At 68.3% G+C, this 24,531-nt stretch carries 30 protein-coding genes; all 30 read left to right on the top strand.

Going from position 1 to position 24,531, the window contains the following annotated elements; translation table 11 throughout:
• Window positions 1-197: 197 nt before the first annotated feature.
• The 30 genes from rpoB (at window position 198) to rpmD (ending at window position 24,531) form a co-directional block, all read left to right on the top strand.
• Window positions 198-3,680: a DNA-directed RNA polymerase subunit beta gene (gene rpoB, locus ABIB53_RS04010; RefSeq protein ID WP_123092240.1), complete on the top strand. Its 3,483-nt coding sequence runs from the start codon at window positions 198-200 to the stop codon at window positions 3,678-3,680.
• Window positions 3,681-3,807: 127 nt separating this feature from the next.
• On the top strand, window positions 3,808-7,707 hold the full coding sequence (locus tag ABIB53_RS04005; protein WP_123092239.1) for a DNA-directed RNA polymerase subunit beta': 3,900 nt from the start codon (window positions 3,808-3,810) through the stop codon (window positions 7,705-7,707).
• A gap of 196 nt (window positions 7,708-7,903) precedes the next feature.
• The gene (locus ABIB53_RS04000) at window positions 7,904-8,179 is read left to right on the top strand and encodes an HU family DNA-binding protein (protein WP_068277078.1); all 276 of its coding nucleotides are present in this window, start codon (window positions 7,904-7,906) and stop codon (window positions 8,177-8,179) included.
• Window positions 8,180-8,305: 126 nt separating this feature from the next.
• On the top strand, window positions 8,306-8,599 hold the full coding sequence (locus tag ABIB53_RS03995; RefSeq protein WP_354587197.1) for a hypothetical protein: 294 nt from the start codon (window positions 8,306-8,308) through the stop codon (window positions 8,597-8,599).
• Complete coding sequence (locus ABIB53_RS03990; protein ID WP_354587196.1) at window positions 8,596-9,144, top strand: GNAT family N-acetyltransferase; 549 nt, start codon at window positions 8,596-8,598, stop codon at window positions 9,142-9,144. The genes ABIB53_RS03995 and ABIB53_RS03990 overlap by 4 nt, the downstream gene beginning before the upstream one ends.
• Before the next feature lie 324 nt (window positions 9,145-9,468).
• Window positions 9,469-9,843, top strand: coding sequence for a 30S ribosomal protein S12 (gene rpsL, locus ABIB53_RS03985; protein ID WP_068277083.1), 375 nt, complete (start codon window positions 9,469-9,471; stop codon window positions 9,841-9,843).
• A complete protein-coding gene (rpsG, locus tag ABIB53_RS03980) occupies window positions 9,843-10,313 on the top strand; it encodes a 30S ribosomal protein S7 (RefSeq protein ID WP_123092238.1) in 471 nt (156 codons plus the stop codon). Before rpsL ends, rpsG begins: the two co-directional genes overlap by 1 nt.
• A gap of 101 nt (window positions 10,314-10,414) precedes the next feature.
• Entirely contained in the window at window positions 10,415-12,529 is a 2,115-nt protein-coding gene (fusA, locus tag ABIB53_RS03975; protein WP_251720641.1) for an elongation factor G, read from the top strand.
• Between the two features lie 110 nt (window positions 12,530-12,639).
• Complete coding sequence (gene tuf, locus ABIB53_RS03970) at window positions 12,640-13,833, top strand: elongation factor Tu (protein WP_123092236.1); 1,194 nt, start codon at window positions 12,640-12,642, stop codon at window positions 13,831-13,833.
• A 128-nt stretch (window positions 13,834-13,961) separates the two neighbouring features.
• A complete protein-coding gene (locus ABIB53_RS03965; protein WP_354587193.1) occupies window positions 13,962-15,065 on the top strand; it encodes a YihY/virulence factor BrkB family protein in 1,104 nt (367 codons plus the stop codon).
• Between the two features lie 370 nt (window positions 15,066-15,435).
• Window positions 15,436-15,744, top strand: coding sequence for a 30S ribosomal protein S10 (rpsJ, locus tag ABIB53_RS03960; protein ID WP_012867945.1), 309 nt, complete (start codon window positions 15,436-15,438; stop codon window positions 15,742-15,744).
• Between the two features lie 16 nt (window positions 15,745-15,760).
• Window positions 15,761-16,417, top strand: a complete 657-nt coding sequence (gene rplC / locus ABIB53_RS03955) for a 50S ribosomal protein L3 (RefSeq protein WP_191562938.1) — start codon at window positions 15,761-15,763, stop codon at window positions 16,415-16,417.
• 1 nt (window position 16,418) lies between these two features.
• A complete protein-coding gene (gene rplD / locus ABIB53_RS03950) occupies window positions 16,419-17,069 on the top strand; it encodes a 50S ribosomal protein L4, sunset domain variant (protein ID WP_068277100.1) in 651 nt (216 codons plus the stop codon).
• Window positions 17,066-17,365, top strand: a complete 300-nt coding sequence (rplW, locus tag ABIB53_RS03945) for a 50S ribosomal protein L23 (RefSeq protein WP_068277101.1) — start codon at window positions 17,066-17,068, stop codon at window positions 17,363-17,365. The genes rplD and rplW overlap by 4 nt, the downstream gene beginning before the upstream one ends.
• Before the next feature lie 18 nt (window positions 17,366-17,383).
• Window positions 17,384-18,220 carry a 50S ribosomal protein L2 gene (rplB, locus tag ABIB53_RS03940; protein WP_068277103.1) on the top strand — a complete coding sequence of 279 codons (837 nt, stop codon included), beginning with the start codon at window positions 17,384-17,386 and terminating at the stop codon, window positions 18,218-18,220.
• Window positions 18,221-18,235: 15 nt separating this feature from the next.
• Complete coding sequence (gene rpsS, locus ABIB53_RS03935; RefSeq protein WP_068277107.1) at window positions 18,236-18,517, top strand: 30S ribosomal protein S19; 282 nt, start codon at window positions 18,236-18,238, stop codon at window positions 18,515-18,517.
• Entirely contained in the window at window positions 18,517-18,924 is a 408-nt protein-coding gene (rplV, locus tag ABIB53_RS03930) for a 50S ribosomal protein L22 (protein WP_123092234.1), read from the top strand. The genes rpsS and rplV overlap by 1 nt, the downstream gene beginning before the upstream one ends.
• Window positions 18,924-19,742 (top strand): 30S ribosomal protein S3, encoded by an 819-nt coding sequence (rpsC, locus tag ABIB53_RS03925; RefSeq protein ID WP_068277115.1) that lies wholly within the window; start codon window positions 18,924-18,926, stop codon window positions 19,740-19,742. The genes rplV and rpsC overlap by 1 nt, the downstream gene beginning before the upstream one ends.
• The gene (gene rplP, locus ABIB53_RS03920) at window positions 19,742-20,161 is read left to right on the top strand and encodes a 50S ribosomal protein L16 (RefSeq protein WP_068277117.1); all 420 of its coding nucleotides are present in this window, start codon (window positions 19,742-19,744) and stop codon (window positions 20,159-20,161) included. The genes rpsC and rplP overlap by 1 nt, the downstream gene beginning before the upstream one ends.
• Window positions 20,161-20,418: a 50S ribosomal protein L29 gene (gene rpmC, locus ABIB53_RS03915; protein WP_068277123.1), complete on the top strand. Its 258-nt coding sequence runs from the start codon at window positions 20,161-20,163 to the stop codon at window positions 20,416-20,418. Before rplP ends, rpmC begins: the two co-directional genes overlap by 1 nt.
• Window positions 20,415-20,702, top strand: coding sequence for a 30S ribosomal protein S17 (gene rpsQ, locus ABIB53_RS03910; RefSeq protein ID WP_068277124.1), 288 nt, complete (start codon window positions 20,415-20,417; stop codon window positions 20,700-20,702). Before rpmC ends, rpsQ begins: the two co-directional genes overlap by 4 nt.
• Window positions 20,699-21,067, top strand: coding sequence for a 50S ribosomal protein L14 (gene rplN / locus ABIB53_RS03905; protein ID WP_068277134.1), 369 nt, complete (start codon window positions 20,699-20,701; stop codon window positions 21,065-21,067). Before rpsQ ends, rplN begins: the two co-directional genes overlap by 4 nt.
• A gap of 3 nt (window positions 21,068-21,070) precedes the next feature.
• Entirely contained in the window at window positions 21,071-21,409 is a 339-nt protein-coding gene (gene rplX, locus ABIB53_RS03900; RefSeq protein ID WP_068277138.1) for a 50S ribosomal protein L24, read from the top strand.
• Window position 21,410: 1 nt separating this feature from the next.
• Complete coding sequence (gene rplE / locus ABIB53_RS03895; RefSeq protein WP_201467617.1) at window positions 21,411-21,989, top strand: 50S ribosomal protein L5; 579 nt, start codon at window positions 21,411-21,413, stop codon at window positions 21,987-21,989.
• A gap of 1 nt (window position 21,990) precedes the next feature.
• The gene (locus ABIB53_RS03890; RefSeq protein WP_068277143.1) at window positions 21,991-22,176 is read left to right on the top strand and encodes a type Z 30S ribosomal protein S14; all 186 of its coding nucleotides are present in this window, start codon (window positions 21,991-21,993) and stop codon (window positions 22,174-22,176) included.
• A gap of 145 nt (window positions 22,177-22,321) precedes the next feature.
• Window positions 22,322-22,720: a 30S ribosomal protein S8 gene (rpsH, locus tag ABIB53_RS03885; protein ID WP_068277152.1), complete on the top strand. Its 399-nt coding sequence runs from the start codon at window positions 22,322-22,324 to the stop codon at window positions 22,718-22,720.
• Window positions 22,721-22,731: 11 nt separating this feature from the next.
• Window positions 22,732-23,268, top strand: a complete 537-nt coding sequence (gene rplF, locus ABIB53_RS03880) for a 50S ribosomal protein L6 (protein WP_068277153.1) — start codon at window positions 22,732-22,734, stop codon at window positions 23,266-23,268.
• Window positions 23,269-23,271: 3 nt separating this feature from the next.
• Complete coding sequence (rplR, locus tag ABIB53_RS03875; RefSeq protein WP_068277158.1) at window positions 23,272-23,646, top strand: 50S ribosomal protein L18; 375 nt, start codon at window positions 23,272-23,274, stop codon at window positions 23,644-23,646.
• A gap of 37 nt (window positions 23,647-23,683) precedes the next feature.
• Complete coding sequence (rpsE, locus tag ABIB53_RS03870) at window positions 23,684-24,349, top strand: 30S ribosomal protein S5 (RefSeq protein WP_068277159.1); 666 nt, start codon at window positions 23,684-23,686, stop codon at window positions 24,347-24,349.
• A complete protein-coding gene (rpmD, locus tag ABIB53_RS03865; RefSeq protein ID WP_123092232.1) occupies window positions 24,349-24,531 on the top strand; it encodes a 50S ribosomal protein L30 in 183 nt (60 codons plus the stop codon). Before rpsE ends, rpmD begins: the two co-directional genes overlap by 1 nt.

Below are 24,531 nucleotides of genomic sequence, written 5' to 3'. Positions count from 1 at the left end.
TCAGGTCGTCGCACTTGACCGGGCTGGACAGTCATGCCCTTTATCGACTAACGTAGCCGTTTGCGCTGCCCTTTCTCCTCCGTCCCCAGCTCGCACGTCCTTCGCTCCCACCGCTGTGGGTGACGACGACGAGCCGAAGGACGGGTCGACGGGGACCCGCGCCGCCCGACCAACACGGCCCGTGGAAGGACCCATCCTTGGCTGCCTCGCGCACCGCTTCCCCGATGTCCACCGCTCGGACGGCTTCTGGCCGTCTGTCCTTCGCGAAGATTCGCGAGCCCCTGGAGGTCCCCGACCTCCTCGCCCTGCAGACCGAGAGCTTCGACTGGCTGCTGGGCAACCAGCGCTGGCAGGAGCGGGTCGCCGCATCTGAGGCGTCCGGGCGCGGTGAGCTGTCACGCAAGTCCGGCCTCGACGAGATCTTCGAGGAGATCTCCCCGATCGAGGACTTCTCCGGCTCGATGTCCCTCTCCTTCTCGGAGGGTCGCTTCGAGGACCCCAAGTACTCCACGGACGACTGCAAGGAGCGCGACCAGACCTACTCGGCGCCGCTCTTCGTCACCGCGGAGTTCATGAACGCCGAGACCGGCGAGATCAAGAGCCAGACCGTCTTCATGGGCGACTTCCCGCTCATGACCGACCGCGGCACCTTCATCATCAACGGCACCGAGCGTGTCGTCGTCTCCCAGCTCGTGCGCAGCCCCGGCGTGTACTTCGAGCGCAGCGCCGACAAGACCTCCGACAAGGACATCTACTCGGCGAAGGTCATCCCCAGCCGCGGTGCGTGGCTCGAGTTCGAGATCGACAAGCGCGACATGGTCGGCGTGCGCGTCGACCGCAAGCGCAAGCAGCCGGTGACCACCCTGCTCAAGGCGCTCGGGATGAGCGAGGCCGAGATCCGCGAGGAGTTCGGCCAGTACGAGTCGATGAACCTCACCCTCGAGAAGGACCACCTCGAGAGCCAGGACCAGGCGCTGCTCGACCTCTACCGCAAGCTGCGCCCGGGCGAGCCGCCGACCCGTGAGGCCGCCCAGAACCTCCTGGACAACCTCTACTTCAACGGCAAGCGCTACGACCTGGCCAAGGTCGGTCGCTACAAGATGAACCGCAAGCTGGGTGTCGAGGTCGGTCTGGACGCCTCGGTCCTCACGCTCGACGACATCGTCGCGACGCTCAAGTACCTCGTCGCCCTCCACGCCGGCTCCGCGACCCTGCCCGGGACGCGCAACGGCGAGGCCGTCGAGGTCCCCGTCGAGACCGACGACATCGACCACTTCGGCAACCGTCGCGTCCGCAGCGTCGGCGAGCTCATCCAGAACCAGGTCCGCACCGGCCTGTCCCGGATGGAGCGCGTCGTGCGCGAGCGCATGACGACCCAGGACGTCGAGGCGATCACCCCGCAGACCCTGATCAACATCCGCCCCGTCGTGGCGTCGATCAAGGAGTTCTTCGGGACCAGCCAGCTCTCGCAGTTCATGGACCAGAACAACCCGCTGTCGGGCCTGACGCACAAGCGTCGCCTCTCGGCGCTGGGCCCCGGCGGCATCTCGCGTGACCGCGCCCAGATGGAGGTCCGTGACGTCCACCCGTCGCACTACGGCCGCATGTGCCCGATCGAGACCCCTGAGGGCCCGAACATCGGTCTCATCGGCTCGCTCGCCAGCTACGGGCGGATCAACTCCTTCGGCTTCATCGAGACGCCGTACCGCAAGGTCGAGGACGGGGTCGTCTCCGACGACGTCGTCTACATCTCCGCGGACGAGGAGGACAAGTTCGTCGTCGCCCAGGCCAACGCCGAGCTCGACGACAAGGGCCGCTTCGTCGGTGACCGCGTCCTCGCCCGCACCAAGGGCGGCGAGGTCGACCAGATCCCGGCCGAGGACGTCGACTACATGGACGTCTCCCCGCGCCAGATGGTCTCTGCGGCCACCGCGATGATCCCCTTCCTCGAGCACGACGACGCGAACCGCGCGCTCATGGGCGCCAACATGCAGCGTCAGGCCGTCCCGCTCGTGCGGGCCGAGGCCCCCTTCGTCGGCACCGGCATGGAGTACCGGGCGGCGCTCGACTCCGGTGACGTCGTGCGCTCCGAGAAGGCCGGTGTCGTCACCGAGGTCTCCGCCGACCTCGTGACCGTCACCCACGACGAGGGCGGCAGCCGCTCGTACAAGATCATGAAGTTCTCCCGCTCCAACCAGGGCAACAGCTACAACCAGCGCGTCATGGTCGCCGAGGGCGACCGCGTCGAGGCCGGCCAGCTCATCGCCGACGGTCCCGCGACCGACGGCGGCGAGATGGCGCTGGGTCGCAACCTGCTCGTGGCCTTCATGCCCTGGGAGGGCTACAACTACGAGGACGCGATCATCCTCAGCCAGCGTCTCGTGCAGGACGACGTCCTGTCCTCGATCCACATCGAGGAGCACGAGGTCGACGCGCGCGACACCAAGCTCGGCCCCGAGGAGATCACCCGGGACATCCCGAACGTCTCCGAGGAGGTCCTCGCCGACCTCGACGAGCGCGGCATCATCCGCATCGGCGCCGAGGTCCGCGACGGCGACCTGCTCGTCGGCAAGGTCACGCCGAAGGGCGAGACCGAGCTCACCCCGGAGGAGCGCCTGCTCCGCGCGATCTTCGGCGAGAAGGCGCGCGAGGTCCGCGACACCTCGATGAAGGTCCCCCACGGCGAGACCGGCACGGTCATCGGCGTCAAGGTCTTCGACAAGGACGAGGGCGACGAGCTCCCCCCGGGCGTCAACCAGCTCGTGCGGGTCTACGTGGCGAACAAGCGCAAGATCACCGACGGCGACAAGCTCGCCGGTCGCCACGGCAACAAGGGCGTCATCTCCAAGATCCTCCCGGTCGAGGACATGCCCTTCCTCGAGGACGGCACCCCCGTGGACGTCGTGCTCAACCCGCTCGGCGTGCCCGGTCGTATGAACATCGGCCAGATCCTCGAGCTGCACCTCGGCTGGGCGGCCAGCCGCGGCTGGGAGATCGAGGGCAACCCCGACTGGGCCCGGATGATCCCGCAGGACGCGCGAGCGGCCGAGCCGAACACCCGTGTCGCCAGCCCCGTCTTCGACGGTGCGGGCGAGGACGAGATCCGCGGTCTGCTCGACTCGACGCGGCCCACCCGTGACGGCGTGCGCCTCATCGACTCCAGCGGCAAGGCGAGCCTGTTCGACGGTCGCTCCGGCGAGCCGTACCCGGACCCGGTGTCCGTGGGCTACATGTACATCCTCAAGCTGCACCACCTCGTGGACGACAAGATCCACGCGCGCAGCACGGGTCCGTACTCGATGATCACCCAGCAGCCGCTCGGTGGTAAGGCCCAGTTCGGTGGCCAGCGCTTCGGCGAGATGGAGGTGTGGGCCCTCGAGGCCTACGGCGCCTCCTACGCGCTGCAGGAGCTGCTCACCATCAAGTCCGACGACGTCAACGGCCGCGTGAAGGTCTACGAGGCCATCGTCAAGGGGGACAACATCCCCGAGCCGGGCATCCCCGAGTCCTTCAAGGTGCTCATCAAGGAGATGCAGTCCCTCTGCCTCAACGTCGAGGTGCTCAACTCCGAGGGCGGCACCATCGAGATGCGCGACTCCGAGGACGACGTCTTCCGCGCTGCCGAGGAGCTCGGGATCGACCTGTCCCGCCGCGAGCCCGCCTCGGTCGAAGAGGTCTGAGCCGATCGGCCGAAGGGGTGAGATCTCACCCCTTCGGCCGGCCGGACGGCCCCACCACCCCCACAGACCTCTACGACCCACACGACTTCTCGACACCACCATCGAGAGAGACGAGAGAAGGACACACGTGCTCGACGTCAACTTCTTCGACGAGCTGCGCATCGGCCTCGCCAGCGCCAACGACATCCGTACCTGGAGCCACGGCGAGGTCAAGAAGCCGGAGACCATCAACTACCGCACCCTCAAGCCCGAGAAGGAGGGTCTGTTCTGCGAGCGCATCTTCGGACCCACCCGGGACTGGGAGTGCTCCTGCGGCAAGTACAAGCGCGTCCGCTTCAAGGGCATCATCTGCGAGCGCTGCGGCGTCGAGGTGACCCGCGCCGGTGTGCGCCGTGAGCGGATGGGCCACATCGAGCTCGCCGCCCCCGTCACCCACATCTGGTACTTCAAGGGCGTCCCGAGCCGTCTCGGGTACCTCCTCGACCTCGCCCCGAAGGACCTCGAGAAGGTCATCTACTTCGCGGCCTACATGATCACCAGCGTCGACGAGGACGCCCGCCACGAGCAGCTGCCCTCGCTCGAGGCCGGCATCGAGACCGAGCGCAAGGCGATGGAGAACCGTCGCGACGCCGACGTCGACGCCCGGGCCAAGAAGCTCGAGCAGGACATCGCGGCCCTCGAGGCCGAGGGTGCCAAGTCCGACGCGAAGCGCAAGGTCCGCGACTCGGCCGAGCGCGAGATGAACCAGATCCGCAAGCGCGCCGACCAGCAGATCGAGCGTCTCAACCAGGTCTGGGACCGCTTCAAGAACCTCAAGGTCCAGGACCTCGAGGGCGACGAGGTCCTCTACCGCGAGATGCGTGACCGCTTCGGCATGTTCTTCGAGGGCGGGATGGGCGCCGCGGCGATCCAGAAGCGTCTCGAGACCTTCGACCTGCAGGCCGAGCAGCTCGCGCTGCGCGAGATCATCGCGACCGGCAAGGGCCAGAAGAAGACCCGCGCCCTCAAGCGCCTCAAGGTCGTCACGGCCTTCCTCATCACCGACAACGAGCCGGCCGGCATGGTCCTCGACGTGGTCCCGGTCATCCCCCCGGACCTGCGCCCGATGGTCCAGCTCGACGGCGGTCGCTTCGCGACCTCGGACCTCAACGACCTGTACCGCCGGGTCATCAACCGCAACAACCGCCTCAAGCGACTGCTCGACCTCGGCGCGCCCGAGATCATCGTCAACAACGAGAAGCGGATGCTGCAGGAGGCCGTCGACAACCTCTTCGACAACGGCCGTCGCGGTCGCGCCGTCACCGGCCCGGGCAACCGGCCGCTGAAGTCGCTCTCCGACATGCTCAAGGGCAAGCAGGGGCGCTTCCGTCAGAACCTGCTCGGCAAGCGCGTCGACTACTCGGCCCGTTCGGTCATCGTCGTCGGCCCGCAGCTCAAGCTCCACCAGTGCGGTCTGCCGAAGGTCATGGCGCTCGAGCTCTTCAAGCCCTTCGTCATGAAGCGGCTCGTCGACCTCGACCACGCGCAGAACATCAAGTCCGCCAAGCGGATGGTCGAGCGTCAGCGCTCGGTCGTGTGGGACGTCCTCGAAGAGGTCATCACCGAGCACCCCGTGCTGCTCAACCGTGCGCCCACGCTGCACCGTCTGGGCATCCAGGCCTTCGAGCCGCAGCTCGTCGAGGGCAAGGCCATCCAGATCCACCCGCTCGTCTGCACCGCCTTCAACGCGGACTTCGACGGTGACCAGATGGCCGTGCACCTCCCGCTCTCCGCGGAGGCCCAGGCCGAGGCCCGCATCCTCATGCTGTCCTCGAACAACATCCTCAAGCCGGCGGACGGCCGTCCCGTGACCATGCCCACCCAGGACATGATCATCGGCCTCTTCCACCTCACCTCCGCCCTCGCGGTCGAGGACGAGGAGGCGCCGCTGCGCTCCTTCTCGACGGTCGCCGAGGCGCGGATGGCCTACGACGCCGGTCAGATCCAGGTCGGCACGCCGATCCGGGTCCGCCTCGGTGACGTCGTGCCGCCGCTCACCGCCGAGCTGCCCGAGGGCGTCGAGCGCGACGAGGACGGCGCGGTCGCCGTCTGGACCGCCCCGACCACCCTGGGTCGCGCCCTCTTCAACGAGGCGCTGCCGGTGCACTACCCCTTCGTCGACGAGCCGGTCGACAAGAAGCGCCTGTCGACGATCGTCAACGACCTCGCCGAGCGCTACTCCAAGGGTCAGGTCGCGGCGTCCCTCGACGCGCTCAAGGAGGCCGGCTACTACTGGGCCTCCCGCTCCGGCACGACGGTCGCGCTGAGCGACGTCGTCACCCCGTCGCGCAAGCCCGAGATCCTCGAGGGCTACGAGACGAAGGCGACGAAGGTCCAGACGCAGTACGAGCGCGGTCTCATCACCGACGACGAGCGCCGTCAGGAGCTCATCGAGATCTGGACGCAGGCGACCAACGAGGTCGCGGCGGAGATGCAGCAGAACTTCCCCAAGGACAACCCGATCTACCGCATGGTGAGCTCGGGCGCCCGTGGTAACTGGTTCCAGCTGCGCCAGATCGCCGGCATGCGTGGCCTCATGGCCAACCCGAAGGGCGAGATCATCCCCCGCCCGATCCGCACGAACTTCCGTGAGGGTCTGTCGGTCGTCGAGTTCTTCATCTCCACGCACGGCGCCCGCAAGGGTCTGGCCGACACCGCGCTGCGGACGGCCGACTCGGGCTACCTCACCCGTCGTCTCGTCGACGTCTCCCAGGACGTCATCGTCCGCGAGGACGACTGCGGCACCGAGCGCGGCCTGCCGATGCTCGTCGCCGCGTACGACGAGACCACCGGCACCCGCCGGCTGCACGACGACGTCGAGTTCACCGCGTACGCCCGCTGCCTGGCCAGCGAGGTCACCGGCGAGGACGGCTCCGTCCTGGCCGCCGCGGGCTCCGACCTCGGCGACGTCGTCATCGGCCAGCTCTACGAGGCCGGCGTCGACGAGGTGAAGGTCCGCTCGGTCCTCACCTGCGAGTCGAAGGTCGGCACGTGCGCGAAGTGCTACGGCCGCTCGCTGGCCACCGGTCAGCTCGTCGACATCGGCGAGGCCGTCGGCATCATCGCGGCGCAGTCGATCGGCGAGCCCGGCACCCAGCTGACGATGCGCACCTTCCACACCGGTGGTGTGGCCGGTGACGACATCACGCAGGGTCTGCCGCGCGTCGTCGAGCTCTTCGAGGCACGCACGCCCAAGGGTGTCGCCCCGATCGCGGAGGCCAACGGCCGCATCACGATCGAGGACACCGACAAGGCACGCCGTCTGCTGCTCACGACGGACGCCGACGGCGAGGAGCACGCCTACCCGGTGAGCAAGCGCGCGCGCCTGCTCGTCGAGGACGGCCAGCACGTCGAGGTGGGCACCCAGCTCGTCGTCGGTGCGATCGACCCGAAGCAGGTCCTGCGCATCCTCGGCCCGCGGGCGACGCAGAAGCACCTCGTCGACGAGGTGCAGCACGTCTACCGCCAGCAGGGCGTGTCGATCCACGACAAGCACATCGAGGTCATCGTGCGCCAGATGCTGCGTCGGATCACCGTCCTCGAGTCGGGCGAGACGGGTCTGCTCCCGGGCATGCTCGCCGAGCGCGCCCGCTTCGAGGAGGCCAACCGCCGCACCGTCGCCGAGGGCGGTCGTCCCGCCGCGGGTCGTCCCGAGCTCATGGGCATCACCAAGGCCTCGCTCGCGACCGACTCCTGGCTCTCCGCCGCCTCCTTCCAGGAGACGACCCGCGTCCTCACCGAGGCCGCGATGGAGGGCAAGAGCGACCCGCTGCTCGGCCTCAAGGAGAACGTCATCCTCGGCAAGCTCATCCCCGCCGGTACGGGCCTGGCCCGCTACAACAACACGACGGTGGAGCCGACCGAGGAGGCCCGCGCGGCGATGTACACGCTGCCGAGCTACGACGAGTACGCCTACCCGGTCTTCGGCCCGGGCAGCGGCGAGGCCGTCCGCCTCGACGACGCAGAGCTCGGTCTCGACCGCCTCTGAGTCACCGCGTCGCCTCGAAGGGGGACCTCCCGCGCACGTCGCGGGGGGTCCCCCTTCGTCGTCCGCAGACCCTCCGGGGGAGCAGAAGCCCGAGAAATGGGGGGACACGCCCTGCGTGCTGGTTCGCCAAACCCGCACCGACGTGGTGGAGTAAGAGGGTTCGCGACGCACCACCGCACAGAACGGGAGATCCCACATGAACAAGTCCGAGCTCGCCAGCGCCGTCGCCGAGAAGGCCGGCGTCTCCGCCTCCTCGGCGGCAGAGGTCATCACCGCCCTGCAGGAGGTCCTCTCCACGCAGGTCGCCAAGGGCGAGAAGGTCACGGTCCCCGGCTTCTTCAGCCTCGAGCGCGTCGAGCGCGCCGAGCGCAAGGGCCGCAACCCGCAGACCGGCGCCGAGATGACCATCCCCGGTGGCTACGCCGCCAAGCTCTCGGCCGGCTCCGCCCTCAAGGCTGCCGCCAAGGGCTGATCGCCACCGCGACCGCGCAGGGCGCGTGCCCGGGCTCACCGCCCGGCACGCGCCCTGCGGCGTCCCCGGGTGGCGCGCGGGGGAGCCGGGTGGCGCCGGGGGAGCGCCGCGGGCGAGGATGAGGGCGTGGTCGACGAGCGCAGGCGCGAGGAGGTGGCGATGAGCGTGCGCGCCAGCGCCGCCCGATGGGCTCTCGGCGCCGTCCTCGCGGTGGGGGCGCTCGTCCTGCTCCTCAAGCCCGGTGGCATCTCCAAGCTGCTCGGGCTGGCCCTCGGCGTGGCGGCCGTGAGCGTGCTCGTGCGGCGCGACCGCAGCAGCGCGACGATCCTCGCCGTCGCCCTCGGCCTCATCGCCGCCTTCTTCGTCCTCGCCTTCCTCACGGGCAACTCCGCATGGATCACAGACAGGTACACCCGATGACCCTCGACCAGCGTGCCCTGCGCGACCGGCTCGTGCTGCGCCAGGCGACGCCCGGCGACGACGACGCGATCGGCGCCCTCACCGACGCCGCCTTCGTCGCGGTGGGGGAGGAGAGCGTCGAGCGCCGGCTGCTGCGCGAGCTCGCCGCCGACGGGGACCTCGTGCCCGAGCTGACCGTCGTCGCCGAGGTCGACGCCGAGCTCGTCGGGCACGTCGCCTGCTCGTGGGGCACACTCGGCGAGCAGCGCGCGATCGGTCTGGGCCCGATCAGCGTGCGCCCCGACCTCCAGCGCCGCGGCATCGGCGGCACGCTCATGAGCGCGGTCGTCGCCACCGCCGACCAGCGCGGCGACGCCGTCGTCGTCCTGCTCGGCGACCCGGCCTACTACGGCTACTTCGGCTTCGTGCCGGCGAGCACGCTGGGCATCACCTCGCCCGGGCCCTGGCGCGACGCCTACTTCCAGGCCAAGCCGCTGCGGGCCTGGCGACCCGAGATGGCCGGCGCCTTCCGGTACGCCCCGGCCTTCGAGCGCATCGAGGGCTAGCACGAGCAGGCGCGTCCGCGGGGGACCTCGACGGGGCGATTTGTGACGGTGTGCACCCCGCCGGTATCGTGGGTCTTCGTGTGCATGCGCCGCCGTGAGGTGGCAGGTGCCACCGCCGGTGCGGCGAAGGTCCTCAGACCCGGACCGCACCACCCCTCTCGCCGGGCGCCTCGCACGGCCTCCTGCTCGCAGGTGAGCCGCCGGGGAGTGCAGGGGAGAGCACCGCTCGACACTCCCGACCTCGGGGGCTGGGCGGTAGTCCAAGGAGCGTGACGTGGCCCCGGCCGCCCACGCAAGAACATCAACCCGTACGGAGACATCAGGTTGCCTACCATCAACCAGCTGGTGCGCAAGGGCCGGCAGGACAAGGTCACGAAGACGACCACGCCTGCCCTCAAGGGCTCGCCGCAGCGCCGTGGTGTGTGCACGCGCGTGTACACCACCACCCCCAAGAAGCCGAACTCCGCCCTTCGTAAGGTCGCCCGCGTGCGCCTCACGTCCGGCATCGAGGTCACCGCCTACATCCCGGGCGTCGGTCACAACCTCCAGGAGCACTCGATCGTGCTCGTGCGTGGCGGCCGTGTGAAGGACCTCCCCGGTGTCCGCTACAAGATCGTCCGCGGCTCCCTCGACACCCAGGGTGTCAAGGGTCGCCAGCAGGCTCGTAGCCGCTACGGCGCCAAGAAGGAGAAGAAGTAATGCCTCGCAAGGGTCCCGCCCCGAAGCGCCCCCTGGTCATCGACCCGGTCTACAGCAGCCCGCTCGTCACCCAGCTCGTCAACAAGATCCTCCTCGACGGCAAGAAGTCCATCGCCGAGTCGATCGTGTACGACGCGCTCGAGGGCGTGCGTGAGAAGACCGGCACCGACCCCGTCCAGACGCTCAAGCGCGCTCTCGACAACGTCAAGCCGAGCCTCGAGGTCAAGTCCCGCCGCGTCGGCGGTGCGACCTACCAGGTCCCGATCGAGGTCAAGCCGAACCGCGCGACGACCCTGTCGCTGCGCTGGCTCGTCGGCTACGCCCGTCAGCGTCGCGAGAAGACGATGACCGACCGCCTCATGAACGAGATCCTCGACGCGAGCAACGGTCTCGGCGCCGCGGTGAAGCGTCGCGAGGACACCCACAAGATGGCCGAGTCGAACAAGGCCTTCGCGCACTACCGCTGGTAATCAGCGCCCCTGCGAAGGGGGACCGGACCGGTCCCCCTTCGCCTCCGGGCCGACCGGCCCACCCCAGAGCTTGACCCCCCGCACGAGCGAGAGAGACATACGTGGCACAGGACGTCCTGACGGATCTGAACAAGGTCCGCAACATCGGCATCATGGCGCACATCGACGCCGGCAAGACGACGACGACTGAGCGCATCCTCTTCTACACCGGTGTCAACCACAAGATCGGTGAGACCCACGACGGTGCGAGCACCACCGACTGGATGGAGCAGGAGAAGGAGCGCGGCATCACGATCACGTCCGCCGCGGTCACCTCGTTCTGGGAGGGCACCCAGATCAACATCATCGACACCCCCGGGCACGTCGACTTCACCGTCGAGGTCGAGCGCTCGCTGCGCGTCCTCGACGGCGCCGTCGCCGTCTTCGACGGCAAGGAGGGTGTCGAGCCCCAGTCCGAGACGGTCTGGCGCCAGGCGGACAAGTACGACGTCCCCCGCATCGCCTTCGTCAACAAGATGGACAAGCTGGGCGCCGACTTCTACTTCACCGTCGACACCATCAAGGACCGCCTCGGCGCGGAGCCGCTCGTCATGCAGCTCCCCATCGGTGCCGAGAACGACTTCGTCGGTGTCGTCGACCTCATCTACATGCGCGCTCTCGTGTGGCCCGGCGACGCCAAGGGCGACGTGACCATGGGCGCGGCCTACGAGGTCCAGGAGATCCCCGCGGACCTGCTCGAGAAGGCCGAGGAGTACCGCAACCACCTCGTCGAGCGCGTCGCCGAGGCCGACGACGAGCTCATGGAGAAGTACCTCGGTGGCGAGGAGCTCACCGTCGAGGAGCTCAAGGCCGGCATCCGCCAGCTGACGATCACCTCGCAGCTCTACCCGATCTTCTGCGGCTCCGCCTTCAAGAACCGCGGTGTGCAGCCGGTCCTCGACGCCGTCAAGGACTACCTCCCCAGCCCGCTGGACGTGCCCCCCATGCACGGTCACGCCATGGGCAAGGAGGACGTCGAGGTCGTGCGCAAGCCGAGCAAGGACGAGCCCTTCTCGGCGCTCGCCTTCAAGGTCGCGTCGCACCCCTTCTTCGGCACGCTCACCTTCATCCGGGTCTACTCCGGGCACATCTCCTCCGGCACCGGGGTCATCAACTCGACCAAGGGCAAGAAGGAGCGCATCGGCAAGCTCTTCCAGATGCACGCCAACAAGGAGAACCCGGTCGACGAGGCGATGGCGGGCCACATCTACGCCGCCATCGGTCTCAAGAGCACGACGACCGGTGACACCCTGAGCGACGTCGACAACCCCGTCGTCCTCGAGTCGATGACCTTCCCCGAGCCGGTCATCCAGGTCGCCATCGAGCCCAAGACGAAGAGCGACCAGGAGAAGCTGGGCACCGCGATCCAGAAGCTCGCCGAGGAGGACCCGACCTTCCAGGTCTCGCTCGACGAGGAGACCGGTCAGACGATCATCGCGGGCATGGGCGAGCTCCACCTCGACATCCTCGTCGACCGCATGAAGCGCGAGTTCAAGGTCGAGGCGAACGTCGGCAAGCCGCAGGTCGCCTACCGCGAGACCATCCGTCGCGCGGTCGAGAAGTACGACTACACGCACAAGAAGCAGACCGGTGGCTCGGGCCAGTTCGCGAAGGTCCAGGTGACCATCGAGCCGCTCGACACGACTGAGGGCGAGCTCTACGAGTTCAAGAACGCCGTCACCGGTGGTCGCGTGCCCAAGGAGTACATCCCCAGCGTCGACAACGGCATCCAGGACGCCATGCAGTACGGCGTGCTCGCGGGCTACCCGCTCGTCGGCATCAAGGCCACGCTGCTCGACGGCGCCTACCACGACGTCGACTCCTCGGAGATGGCGTTCAAGATCGCCGGCTCGATGGTCCTCAAGGAGGCCGTCCGCAAGGCCGACCCGGTCCTGCTCGAGCCGATGATGGCCGTCGAGGTGCGCACGCCCGAGGACTACATGGGCGACGTCATCGGCGACATCAACTCCCGCCGTGGCCAGATCCAGGGCATGGAGGACATCTCGGGCGCGAAGATCGTCCGCGGTCTCGTCCCGCTGTCGGAGATGTTCGGCTACGTCGGCGACCTGCGCTCCAAGACGCAGGGCCGGGCGAACTTCTCCATGGAGTTCGACTCCTACGCGGAGGTCCCCAAGGCCGTCGCCGAGGAGATCATCAAGAAGACCCGCGGCGAGTGACGGGTAGCATTACCCGAAACCCGGCGCTCACCAGCACCACCACGTACGACGCCATGTCCTGCCGGACCAAGGCGTAACCCGAAGAAGAAAGTCCTGAGGAGGACAAGCAAGTGGCGAAGGCAAAGTTCGAGCGGTCCAAGCCGCACGTCAACATCGGCACCATCGGTCACATCGACCACGGCAAGACGACGCTGACGGCCGCGATCTCCAAGGTCCTGCACGACAAGTACCCGGACCTGAACGAGGCGTCCCCGTTCGACTCGATCGACAAGGCGCCCGAGGAGAAGCAGCGCGGCATCACGATCTCCATCGCGCACATCGAGTACCAGACGGAGAAGCGTCACTACGCGCACGTCGACTGCCCCGGGCACGCCGACTACGTGAAGAACATGATCACCGGTGCCGCTCAGATGGACGGCGCGATCCTCGTGGTCGCCGCCACCGACGGCCCGATGCCGCAGACGAAGGAGCACGTCCTCCTGGCCCGCCAGGTCGGCGTCCCCTACATCGTCGTGGCCCTCAACAAGGCCGACATGGTCGACGACGAGGAGATCATGGAGCTCGTCGAGATGGAGGTCCGCGAGCTGCTGTCCTCCTACGAGTTCCCCGGCGACGACGTCCCGGTGGTCAAGGTCTCCGCTCTCAAGGCCCTCGAGGGTGACGAGAAGTGGGGCAACTCGGTCGCCGAGCTCATGGACGCGGTGGACGAGTACATCCCCGAGCCCGAGCGCGACATCGACAAGCCGTTCCTCATGCCCGTCGAGGACGTCTTCACGATCACCGGTCGTGGCACCGTCGTCACCGGTCGTATCGAGCGCGGCATCCTCAACGTCAACGAGGAGATCGAGATCGTCGGCATCAAGGACGAGAAGACCACCACCACGGTCACCGGCATCGAGATGTTCCGCAAGCTCCTCGACGAGGGTCGTGCGGGCGAGAACGTCGGCCTCCTGCTGCGCGGCACCAAGCGCGAGGACGTCGAGCGCGGCCAGGTCATCTGCAAGCCGGGCTCGATCACCCCGCACACGCAGTTCGAGGGCCAGGTCTACATCCTCGGCAAGGAGGAGGGCGGCCGTCACACGCCGTTCTACGACAACTACCGTCCGCAGTTCTACTTCCGCACCACGGACGTCACCGGTGTCGTGGACCTGCCCGAGGGCACCGAGATGGTCATGCCCGGCGACAACACCGACATGAAGGTCGAGCTCATCCAGCCGATCGCCATGGAGGAGGGCCTGAAGTTCGCCATCCGCGAGGGTGGTCGTACGGTCGGCGCCGGTCGCGTCACCAAGATCATCAAGTGATCTCCCGCTGACCTCGGTCAGCACACCGAAGGGGCCCTGCCGCACGGCAGGGCCCCTTCGTCGTCCCCGCAGGTGGGGGGCTCGCGCCTAGGCTGACGGGCAGCCCATCTCAACCTAGGAGCACCCTCATGGCCACCGCAGGCGAAGCCGCCGCCAAGGAGTCGACCGCACCCGAGCCGGACGCCCCGAGCAAGCCGTCCTCGCCGGCCCGGTTGACGAAGCAGACCTGGCGCTACTCGCTGAAGAACGCCCTCGCGGAGTTCCAGCGCGACAAGTGCACCGACCTCGCGGCGGCGCTCACCTACTACGCCGTCCTCTCGCTCTTCCCGGGGCTGCTCGCGCTCATCTCGCTGCTCGGCGTCGTCGGGCAGGGGGAGTCGACGGTGCAGACCCTGCTCGACCTCCTGCGCGGCATGGGTCAGGGGGATGCCGCCGAGCAGCTCGAGCCGGTCATCACGAGCATGGTCACCGCCTCCGGGGCGGGCCTGGGTCTCGTCGTCGGCATCGCCGGCGCCCTGTGGTCGGCCTCGGGCTACGTCGGCGCCTTCGGGCGGGCGATGAACACCGTCTACGACGTCGACGAGGGCCGCCCGGTGTGGAAGCTGCGCCCCCAGATGCTCCTGCTCACCGCGGGCCTGGTCGTCCTCGCCGCGATCGTGCTGCTCGGCCTGGTCGTCTCCGGTGGAGTCGCCGAGGCGATCGGCTCGGCCATCGGGCTGGGCGACACCGCCGTCCTCGTGTGGGGCGTGCTCAAGTGGCCCGTCATCCTCGCCATCGTCGTCGTCATGGTGAGCCTGCTGTACTACTTCACCCCGAACGTGCGCCAGCCGAGCTACAAGTGGATGAGCCTCGGGGCGGCGATCGCCATCGGCGTCGCGGTGCTCGCCTCCGTCGGCTTCGGCTTCTACGTCGCGAACTTCGGCTCGTACAACAAGACCTACGGCTCGCTCGCCGGCGTCATCGTCTTCCTGCTGTGGCTGTGGATCATCAACAACGTCCTGCTGCTCGGTGCGCAGGTCGACGCCGAGGTCGAGCGCGGCCGCCAGCTGCAGGCCGGGATCGAGGCCGAGGAGACCCTCCAGCTGCCGCCGCGCGACAGCTCGGGGTCGCAGAAGGCCGCCGAGAAGCTCGAGGAGCAGGTCGAGGAGGGACGGGCGCTGCGCTACGAGGGCGTGCGCACCCGCGGCGGGTCGCTCGCCGACGAGGCCCCGCCGCGCGACGAGCGCGGCTGAGCGGTCCCCCTTCGCCCCGGGCGCGACGCGCCACGCACGACGTGGTGCGGGCGCCGGCGAAGGGGGAGTGCTAGGTCGATTTGGCCGCCTCGCCCCGCCTCTGGCACACTGGGTGGGTTGCTTGATGCACGCCGGGTACTCACGTGCCCGTCGTGGACCCTGGTGAAACGCATCGAACCGCTGCACGACGGCGGGGCGACACACCGGATGGATCAAGTTCCGGCTCGACCGGACTGCCGACTCGGACGTCATACCTATGGGATGACGTGCGCCGCGGAACGGGTGCGACACACCCGACCGCGTGGGTCGGACGCCCGGGCGAGACGAACCACAGACCACTGCACGACGGCGAGAAAGAGACAAGGCTCAGATGGCCGGACAGAAGATCCGCATCCGACTGAAGTCGTATGACCACGAGGTCATCGACAGCTCGGCGCGCAAGATCGTCGACACGGTGACCCGTGCCGGCGCCACCGTTGTTGGCCCTGTGCCGCTGCCCACGGAGAAGAACGTCTTCTGCGTGATCCGGTCGCCGCACAAGTACAAGGACAGCCGCGAGCACTTCGAGATGCGTACCCACAAGCGCCTCATCGACATCATCGACCCGACGCCGAAGGCCGTCGACTCGCTCATGCGACTCGACCTGCCGGCGGACGTCAACATCGAGATCAAGCTCTGATCGCAGGGACGACGTTATGACTACTGTTATCGACAAGACCGTCAAGGGTGTCCTCGGCGAGAAGCTCGGTATGACCCAGGTCTGGGACGACGAGAACCGCCTCGTCCCGGTGACCGTCATCCAGGCTGGCCCGTGTGTCGTCACCCAGGTCCGCACCACCGGCACCGACGGCTACGACGCCGTCCAGATCGCCTACGGGTCCATCGACCCGCGCAAGGTGAACAAGCCGGAGGCCGGGCACTTCGCCAAGGCCGGGGTCACCCCGCGCCGCTACAGCATCGAGATGCGCACGGCTGACGCCTCGCAGTACTCGCTCGGCCAGGAGCTGACCGCCGAGACCTTCGCCGGTGGCGAGAAGATCGACGTCACCGCGACGACCAAGGGCAAGGGCTTCGCCGGCGTCATGAAGCGTCACGGCTTCCACGGCGTGAGCTCCTCGCACGGTGCGCACAAGAACCACCGCAAGCCGGGCTCCATCGGTGGCTGCGCCACCCCGGGCCGTGTCTTCAAGGGCATGCGCATGGCCGGCCGCATGGGTGGCGTGCGCCAGACCACCCAGAACCTGACGATCCACGCCGTCGACGCCGAGAAGGGTCTGCTGCTCGTCAAGGGCGCCGTCCCCGGCCCCCGCGGCAGCGTCGTCCTCGTCCGCAACGCGGTGAAGGGAGCCTGACGTGCCGACCATCGACATCCTCAGCCCGGCCGGCCAGAAGTCCGGCACGGTGGACCTGCCCGCCGAGATCTTCGACGTGCAGACCAACGTCCCCCTGATCCACCAGGTGGTCGTCGCCCAGCTCGCCGCGGCGCGCCAGGGCACGCACTCGACGAAGACCCGCGGCGAGGTCCGCGGCGGTGGGCGCAAGCCGTACCGCCAGAAGGGCACCGGCCGCGCCCGTCAGGGCTCGACCCGCGCGCCGCAGTTCGCCGGTGGTGGCGTCGTCCACGGCCCGCAGCCGCGTGACTACAGCCAGCGCACGCCCAAGAAGATGAAGGCCGCCGCCCTGCGCGGGGCCCTGTCGGACCGGGCCCGCCACGGCCGCATCCACGTGATGTCCGCCCTCGTCGAGGGCGACGCCCCGTCGACGAAGTCGGTCGCCGGCGTCCTCGGCTCGCTCTCGGAGCGCAAGAACCTCCTCGTGGTCCTCGACCGCTCGGACGTCCTGTCGACCAAGAGCGTGCGCAACCTCGCCGACGTCCACGTCCTGTGGGCCGACCAGCTCAACACCTACGACGTGCTCTGCGCGGACGACGTGGTCTTCACCCAGGCCGCGCTCGACGCCTTCGTCGCCGGTCCCGCCACGAAGACCGAGGAGGTCGCCAAGTGAGCACCACCGTCAAGGACCCCCGCGACATCCTCATCCGTCCGGTCGTCTCGGAGAAGTCGTACGCGCTGCTCGACGAGGGCAAGTACACCTTCCTCGTCGACCCGCGGGCCAACAAGACCGAGATCAAGATCGCCGTCGAGCAGATCTTCGAGGTCAAGGTCGACTCGGTCCACACCATGAACCGCCCGGGCAAGACGCGCCGTACCCGCTTCGGGATCGGCAAGCGCAAGGACACCAAGCGTGCGATCGTCACCCTCCGCGAGGGCTCGATCGACATCTTCGGTGGCCAGGGCTGAAGGTAGAGGAACGTAACCATGGGTATCCGTAAGTACAAGCCGACCACGCCCGGTCGCCGCGGCAGCTCCGTCGCCGACTTCGTCGAGGTGACCCGGTCCACGCCGGAGAAGTCCCTCGTCCGTCCGCTGAGCAAGTCCGGTGGCCGCAACGCCAGCGGTCGTATCACGACCCGTCACATCGGTGGTGGCCACAAGCGCGCCTACCGTGTCATCGACTTCCGTCGTCACGACAAGGACGGGGTGCCGGCCAAGGTCGCGCACATCGAGTACGACCCCAACCGCACCGCGCGCATCGCGCTGCTGCACTACGCCGACGGCGAGAAGCGCTACATCCTCGCGCCGAACAAGCTCAAGCAGCACGACCCGATCGAGGCCGGCCCTGGTGCCGACATCAAGCCGGGCAACAACCTGCCGCTGCGCAACATCCCGACCGGTACGACGATCCACGCGGTCGAGCTGCGTCCGGGCGGCGGCGCCAAGCTGGCCCGCTCGGCCGGCACGAGCATCCAGCTCCTCGGCAAGGAGGGCCCCTACGCCACGCTGCGCATGCCCTCCGGTGAGATCCGTCGCGTCGACGTGCGCTGCCGCGCCACCGTCGGCGAGGTCGGCAACGCCGAGCAGAGCAACATCAACTGGGGCAAGGCAGGCCGCATGCGCTGGAAGGGCAAGCGCCCGACCGTCCGTGGTGTCGTCATGAACCCCGTGGACCACCCGCACGGCGGTGGCGAGGGACGCACCTCTGGTGGCCGTCACCCCGTCTCCCCGTGGGGCCAGCCGGAGGGCCGGACCCGACGTCCGGGCAAGGCGAGCGACAAGCTCATCGTCCGCCGCCGTCGTACTGGCAAGAAGCGCTGAGTAGGAGCCTGAGACATGCCTCGTAGTTTGAAGAAGGGCCCCTTCATCGACGACCACCTTCAGAAGAAGGTGGACGCTCAGAACGAAGCGGGCAGCAAGAACGTCATCAAGACCTGGTCTCGCCGATCGGTCATCAGCCCCGACATGCTCGGGCACACCTTCGCCGTGCACGACGGCCGCAAGCACGTCCCGGTGTTCGTCACCGAGGCGATGGTCGGTCACAAGCTCGGCGAGTTCGCACCGACCCGCACCTTCCGCGGTCACGTGAAGGACGACAAGAAGGGACGGCGTCGCTGATGGCTACCGACACCACCCAGACCCCCGCCCTCGAGGCCCGGGCTGTCGCGCGTCACACGCGCATCACCCCGATGAAGGCCCGACGGGTCGTCGACCTCATCCGTGGCAAGGACACCCAGACCGCCATCGCGACGCTCATGTACGCGCCGCAGGCTGCCTCGGAGCAGACCCTCAAGGTCCTGCAGTCCGCCATCGCGAACCTGCGCGTCCGCTCGGACGAGCTCGGTGAGCCCTTCGACGAGCGCAACCTCGTCGTCTCGGCCGCCTTCGTGGACGAGGGCCCGACGATGAAGCGGTTCCGTCCGCGTGCGCAGGGTCGCGCCGGCCGGATCAACAAGCGCACGAGCCACATCACCGTGGTCGTCACCGCGAAGCCTGAGAAGGCCGCGAAGGGAGGGACCCGCTGATGGGTCAGAAGATCAACCCGCACGGCTTCCGCCTGGGTATCACCACCGACCACAAGAGCCGCTGGTTCGCCGACTCCAACAAGGAGGGGCAGCGCTACCGCGACTACGTCAAGGAAGACGTCGCGATCCGCAAGCTGCTCTCGACGGGCATGGAGCGCGCCGGCATCGCCCGCGTGGAGATCGAGCGCACGCGTGACCGCGTCCGCGTCGACATCCACACCGCGCGTCCGGGCATCGTCATCGGTCGCCGCGGCGCCGAGGCCGACCGCATCCGCGGCGAGCTCGAGAAGCTCACCGGCAAGCAGGTCCAGCTGAACATCCTCGAGGTCAAGAACCCCGAGATCGAGGCTCAGCTCGTCGCCCAGGGCATCGCCGAGCAGCTCGCTGCTCGCGTGACCTTCCGTCGCGCCATGCGCAAGGGCATCCAGTCCTCGCAGCGCGCCGGTGCCAAGGGCATCCGGATCCAGTGCTCCGGTCGTCTCGGCGGCGCCGAGATGTCCCGCAGCGAGTTCTACCGCGAGGGTCGCGTGCCGCTGCACACCCTCCGCGCGAACATCGACTACGGCTTCTACGAGGCCCGCACGACCTTCGGCCGCATCGGCGTCAAGGTCTGGATCTACAAGGGCGACATGACGGAGAAGGAGTTCGCCGCGCAGCAGGCGTCCGCCGCCCCGCGTGGCCGCGGCCCCCGCCGTGACCGCGACGACCGTCCCGCCCGTGCCCGTCGCAACGACCAGGGCTCCGCCCCGCAGGCCACCGAGGCTCCCGCCGAGGCCCCGGCCGCGTCCGCCCCGAGCACCGAGGGAGAGAACCGCTGATGCTCATTCCTCGTCGAGTGAAGCACCGCAAGCAGCACCACCCGAAGCGTTCGGGGATGGCCAAGGGCGGCACGACGATCGCCTTCGGTGACTACGGCCTCCAGGCTCTCGAGCCGGCCTACGTCACCAACCGCCAGATCGAGTCTGCTCGTATCGCCATGACCCGCTACATGAAGCGTGGCGGCAAGGTGTGGATCAACATCTACCCCGACCGTCCGCTCACGAAGAAGCCTGCTGAGACCCGCATGGGTTCCGGCAAGGGTTCGCCCGAGTGGTGGGTCGCCAACGTCAAGCCCGGCCGCGTCATGTTCGAGCTCTCCGGCGTCTCGGAAGAGGTCGCCCGCGAGGCCATGCGTCTGGCCATGCACAAGCTGCCGATGAAGTGCCGCTTCATCGCGCGTGAAGGTGGTGACATCTGATGGCAGTCGGATCCAAGGACCTGACTCCCTCGGACCTGCGTGAGCTGGCCGACGACCGTCTGGTCGACGAGCTGCGCAAGGCCAAGGAGGAGCTCTTCAACCTCCGTTTCCAGTCGGCCACCGGCCAGCTGGAGTCCCACGGTCGGCTGCGCGCCGTCCGCAAGGACATCGCCCGGATCTACACCGAGATGCGTGAGCGCGAGCTGCGCATCGGTCAGGGCCCCAGCACGACGGACGGGACCGGTGAGAGCAAGTGAGCGAGAACGTGAAGGATGAGACCGTGACCGAGGCGCGCAACTACCGCAAGGCCCGCCGTGGCTACGTCGTCAGCGACAAGATGGACAAGACCGTCGTCGTCGAGGTCGAGGACCGCGTCAAGCACGCGCTCTACGGCAAGGTCATGCGCAAGAGCCACAAGGTGAAGGCGCACGACGAGGCGAACGCCGCCGGTATCGGCGACCATGTCCTCATCATGGAGACCCGCCCGCTGTCGGCGACGAAGCGCTGGCGCCTCGTCGAGATTCTGGAGAAGGCCAAGTGATCCAGCAAGAGTCCCGTCTCCGGGTGGCCGACAACACCGGCGCCAAGGAGATCCTGTGCATCCGCGTGCTCGGCGGCTCCGGCCGTCGCTACGCCGGCATCGGCGACACCATCGTGGCGACCGTCAAGGACGCGATCCCTGGCGGCAACGTCAAGAAGGGTGACGTCGTCAAGGCCGTCATCGTGCGCACGACCAAGGAGCGTCGCCGCGTCGACGGCTCCTACATCAAGTTCGACGAGAACGCCGCCGTGATCCTCAAGAACGACGGTGACCCCCGTGGCACCCGCATCTTCGGCCCTGTCGGCCGCGAGCTGCGCGACAAGAAGTTCATGAAGATCGTGTCGCTGGCGCCGGAGGTGCTCTGAGCCATGGCGAAGATGAAGATCAAGAAGGGTGACCTCGTGCAGGTCCTGTCCGGCAAGGACAAGACCAAGCAGGGCAAGGTCATCGCCGTCCACACCGAGACGCAGCGCGTCGTCGTCGAGGGCGTCAACCGCGTCACCCGCCACACCAAGGCGGGCGTGGGTGGCCAGGCCGGCGGCCTCGTCGTCCAGGAGGCGCCGATCCACGTGAGCAACGTGGCGGTCGTCGACCCGGAGGACAACAAGCCGACCCGGATCAAGACCCGCGTCGAGAGCGTCGAGCGTGACGGCAAGACGAAGACGAGCCGGACCCGCGTCGCGGGCCGCTCGGGCAAGGACCTCTGAGATGACTGAGACCATCGAGACCCCCGCGACCTCGGTCGCCCCGCGCCTCAAGACGCGCTACCAGGACGAGATCAAGGGCGCCCTGCAGGAGCAGTTCGGCTACCCGAACGTCATGCAGATCCCCGGTCTGGTCAAGGTCGTCGTCAACATGGGTGTCGGCGACGCGGCCAAGGACAGCAAGCTCATCGAGGGCGCGATCCGCGACCTCACCGCCATCACCGGCCAGAAGCCGCAGGTGACCAAGGCCCGCAAGTCCATCGCGCAGTTCAAGCTGCGCGAGGGCATGCCGATCGGTGCGCACACGACGCTGCGCAATGACCGCATGTGGGAGTTCCTGGACCGCCTCGTCTCCGTCGCCCTGCCGCGCATCCGCGACTTCCGTGGTCTGTCGCCCAAGCAGTTCGACGGTCGTGGCAACTACACCTTCGGCCTCACCGAGCAGTCGATGTTCCACGAGATCGACCAGGACAAGATCGACCGGGTCCGCGGCATGGACATCACCGTGGTCACCACGGCGACCAACGATGACGAGGGCCGCGCCCTGCTCAAGCAGCTCGGCTTCCCCTTCAAGGAGAACTGACATGGCGAAGACTGCCCTGGTCAACCAGGCCAACAAGAAGCCGAAGTTCAAGGTGCGGGGCTACACCCGCTGCCAGCGCTGCGGCCGTCCCCACTCGGTCTACCGCAAGTTCGGCCTGTGCCGGATCTGCCTGCGCGAGATGGCGCACCGCGGCGAGCTGCCCGGTGTCACCAAGTCGAGCTGGTGACCACCCCGGCCGGAGGGCCGAGGTGAGACACCTCGGCCCGCCGGCCACCGCGGCACCCGCCGCAACCCCCGACGTTCTACATCGCAGGTCGCCCGGAGATCCCCTCCGACCGTGAAACCGCGATGAGGAAGGGCAAGAGAAGCCCATGACCATGACCGACCCGATTGCGGACATGCTGACCCGCGTGCGGAACGCCAACTCGGCGCACCACGACGACGTCTCCATGCCGTACTCCAAGCTCAAGTCGCACATCGCGGAGATCCTCCAGGCCGAGGGCTACATCGCGGGCTGGACCGTCGCCGACGCGACCGTCGGCAAGACGCTGACGATCAACCTCAAGTACGGCCCGAACCGCGAGCGCTCCATCGCCGGGGTGCGCCGGGTGTCCAAGCCCGGTCTGCGCGTGTACGCCAAGTCGACCAACCTGCCGAAGGTCCTCGGTGGCCTGGGCGTCGCGATCATCTCGACGTCCTCCGGTCTCCTCACGGACAAGCAGGCCGCTAGCAAGGGTGTGGGTGGGGAAGTCCTCGCCTACGTCTGGTAAGGGAGAGCAACATGTCGCGTATCGGACGACTCCCGGTCGCCATCCCCAGCGGTGTCGACGTGACCATCGACGGCCCGACGGTGACCGTCAAGGGCCCCAAGGGCGAGCTGAGCCACGTCGTGGCCCAGCCCATCTCCGTCGAGAAGGGTGAGGACGGGGTCGCCGTCACCCGCCCCGACGACGCTCGCGAGTCCCGCAGCCTGCACGGGCTGACCCGCTCGCTCATCAACAACATGGTGGTCGGCGTGACCGAGGGCTACACGAAGAAGCTCGAGATCCACGGCACCGGTTACCGCGTGCAGAACAAGGGCGGTTCGCTCGAGTTCGCGCTCGGCTACAGCCACTCGATCACGGTCGACGCGCCGGAGGGCATCACCTTCGCCGTCGAGAACCCCACCCGCTTCTCGGTGCAGGGCATCGACAAGCAGCTCGTCGGTGAGGTCGCCGCCAACATCCGCAAGCTCCGCAAGCCCGACCCGTACAAGGGCAAGGGTGTCCGCTACGAGGGCGAGCACATCCGCCGCAAGGTCGGAAAGGCTGGTAAGTAAGCCATGGCTATGACTGTCAAGCGCGCCAAGGGCAAGGTTGCCGCGCGAGGCCGCCGCCACCTGCGCGTGCGCAAGAAGATCACCGGTACCGCGGTCCGTCCGCGCCTGGTCGTCAGCCGCTCGAGCCGGCACGTCTTCGTCCAGGTCGTCGACGACACCGTGGGCAAGACCGTCGCCTCCGCGTCGACGATGGAGGCCGACGTCCGCACCGTCACCGGTGGCAAGACCGAGCAGGCCAAGAAGGTCGGTGAGCTCGTCGCCGAGCGCGCCAAGGCTGCCGGTGTCGAGGCCGTCGTCTTCGACCGTGGTGGCAACAAGTACCACGGCCGCGTCGCCGCGATCGCCGACGGTGCCCGCGAAGGTGGGCTGGCCCTGTGATGTCGCAGAAGCAGACTGTCGAGAAGAGGAACATCTGATGCCCGGACCCCAGCGTCGAGGCGCCGGTGCCGCAGGCACCAACGAGCGCTCCAACAGCCGCGGTGACAACCGCGGGGGCCGCCGCGACGGCGGCCGCGACAACCGCGCCGCCGAGAGCCAGTACCTCGAGCGCGTCGTGACCATCAACCGCGTCTCCAAGGTCGTCAAGGGTGGTCGTCGCTTCAGCTTCACCGCTCTCGTCATCGTCGGTGACGGCGACGGCACGGTGGGCGTGGGCTACGGCAAGGCCAAGGAGGTGCCCGCGGCGATCGCCAAGGGTGTCGAGGAGGCCAAGAAGTCGTTCTTCAAGGTGCCCCGCATCCAGGGCACCATCCCTCACCCCATCCAGGGTGAGGCCGCCGCGGGTGTCGTCCTGCTCCGTCCCGCCTCGCCCGGTACCGGTGTCATCGCCGGTGGCCCGGTGCGTGCGGTGCTCGAGTGCGCCGGCATCCACGACGTCCTGAGCAAGTCGCTCGGGTCGGACAACGCGATCAACATCGTCCACGCGACGGTCGCGGCCCTCAAGGGTCTCGAGCGTCCGGAGGCCGTGGCCGCCCGCCGCGGTCTGCCGCTGGACGAGGTCGCCCCGGCCGCGATGCTGCGCGCCCAGGCCGCCGGTCGCCAGGAGGCCCGTGAGGCCGCCGACGCGAAGGCAGGTGCCTGATGCCGCGGCTGAAGGTCACCCAGACCCGTTCCGAGATCGGTGGCAAGAGCAACCAGCGTGACACGCTGCGCAGCCTCGGTCTGAAGCGCATCGGCGACGTCGTCGTCAAGGAGGACCGCCCGGAGATCCGGGGCATGGTCCGTACGGTCGCGCACCTCGTGGCCGTCGAGGAGGTTGACTGA

This window comes from Janibacter sp. UYMM211 (assembly GCF_040547045.1).
In the GTDB taxonomy this organism is placed as follows: Bacteria; Actinomycetota; Actinomycetes; order Actinomycetales; family Dermatophilaceae; genus Marihabitans; species Marihabitans melonis.
The sequence above is the reverse complement of the archived record's forward strand: the minus strand, read 5'-3'. Positions and strand labels throughout refer to the sequence as shown.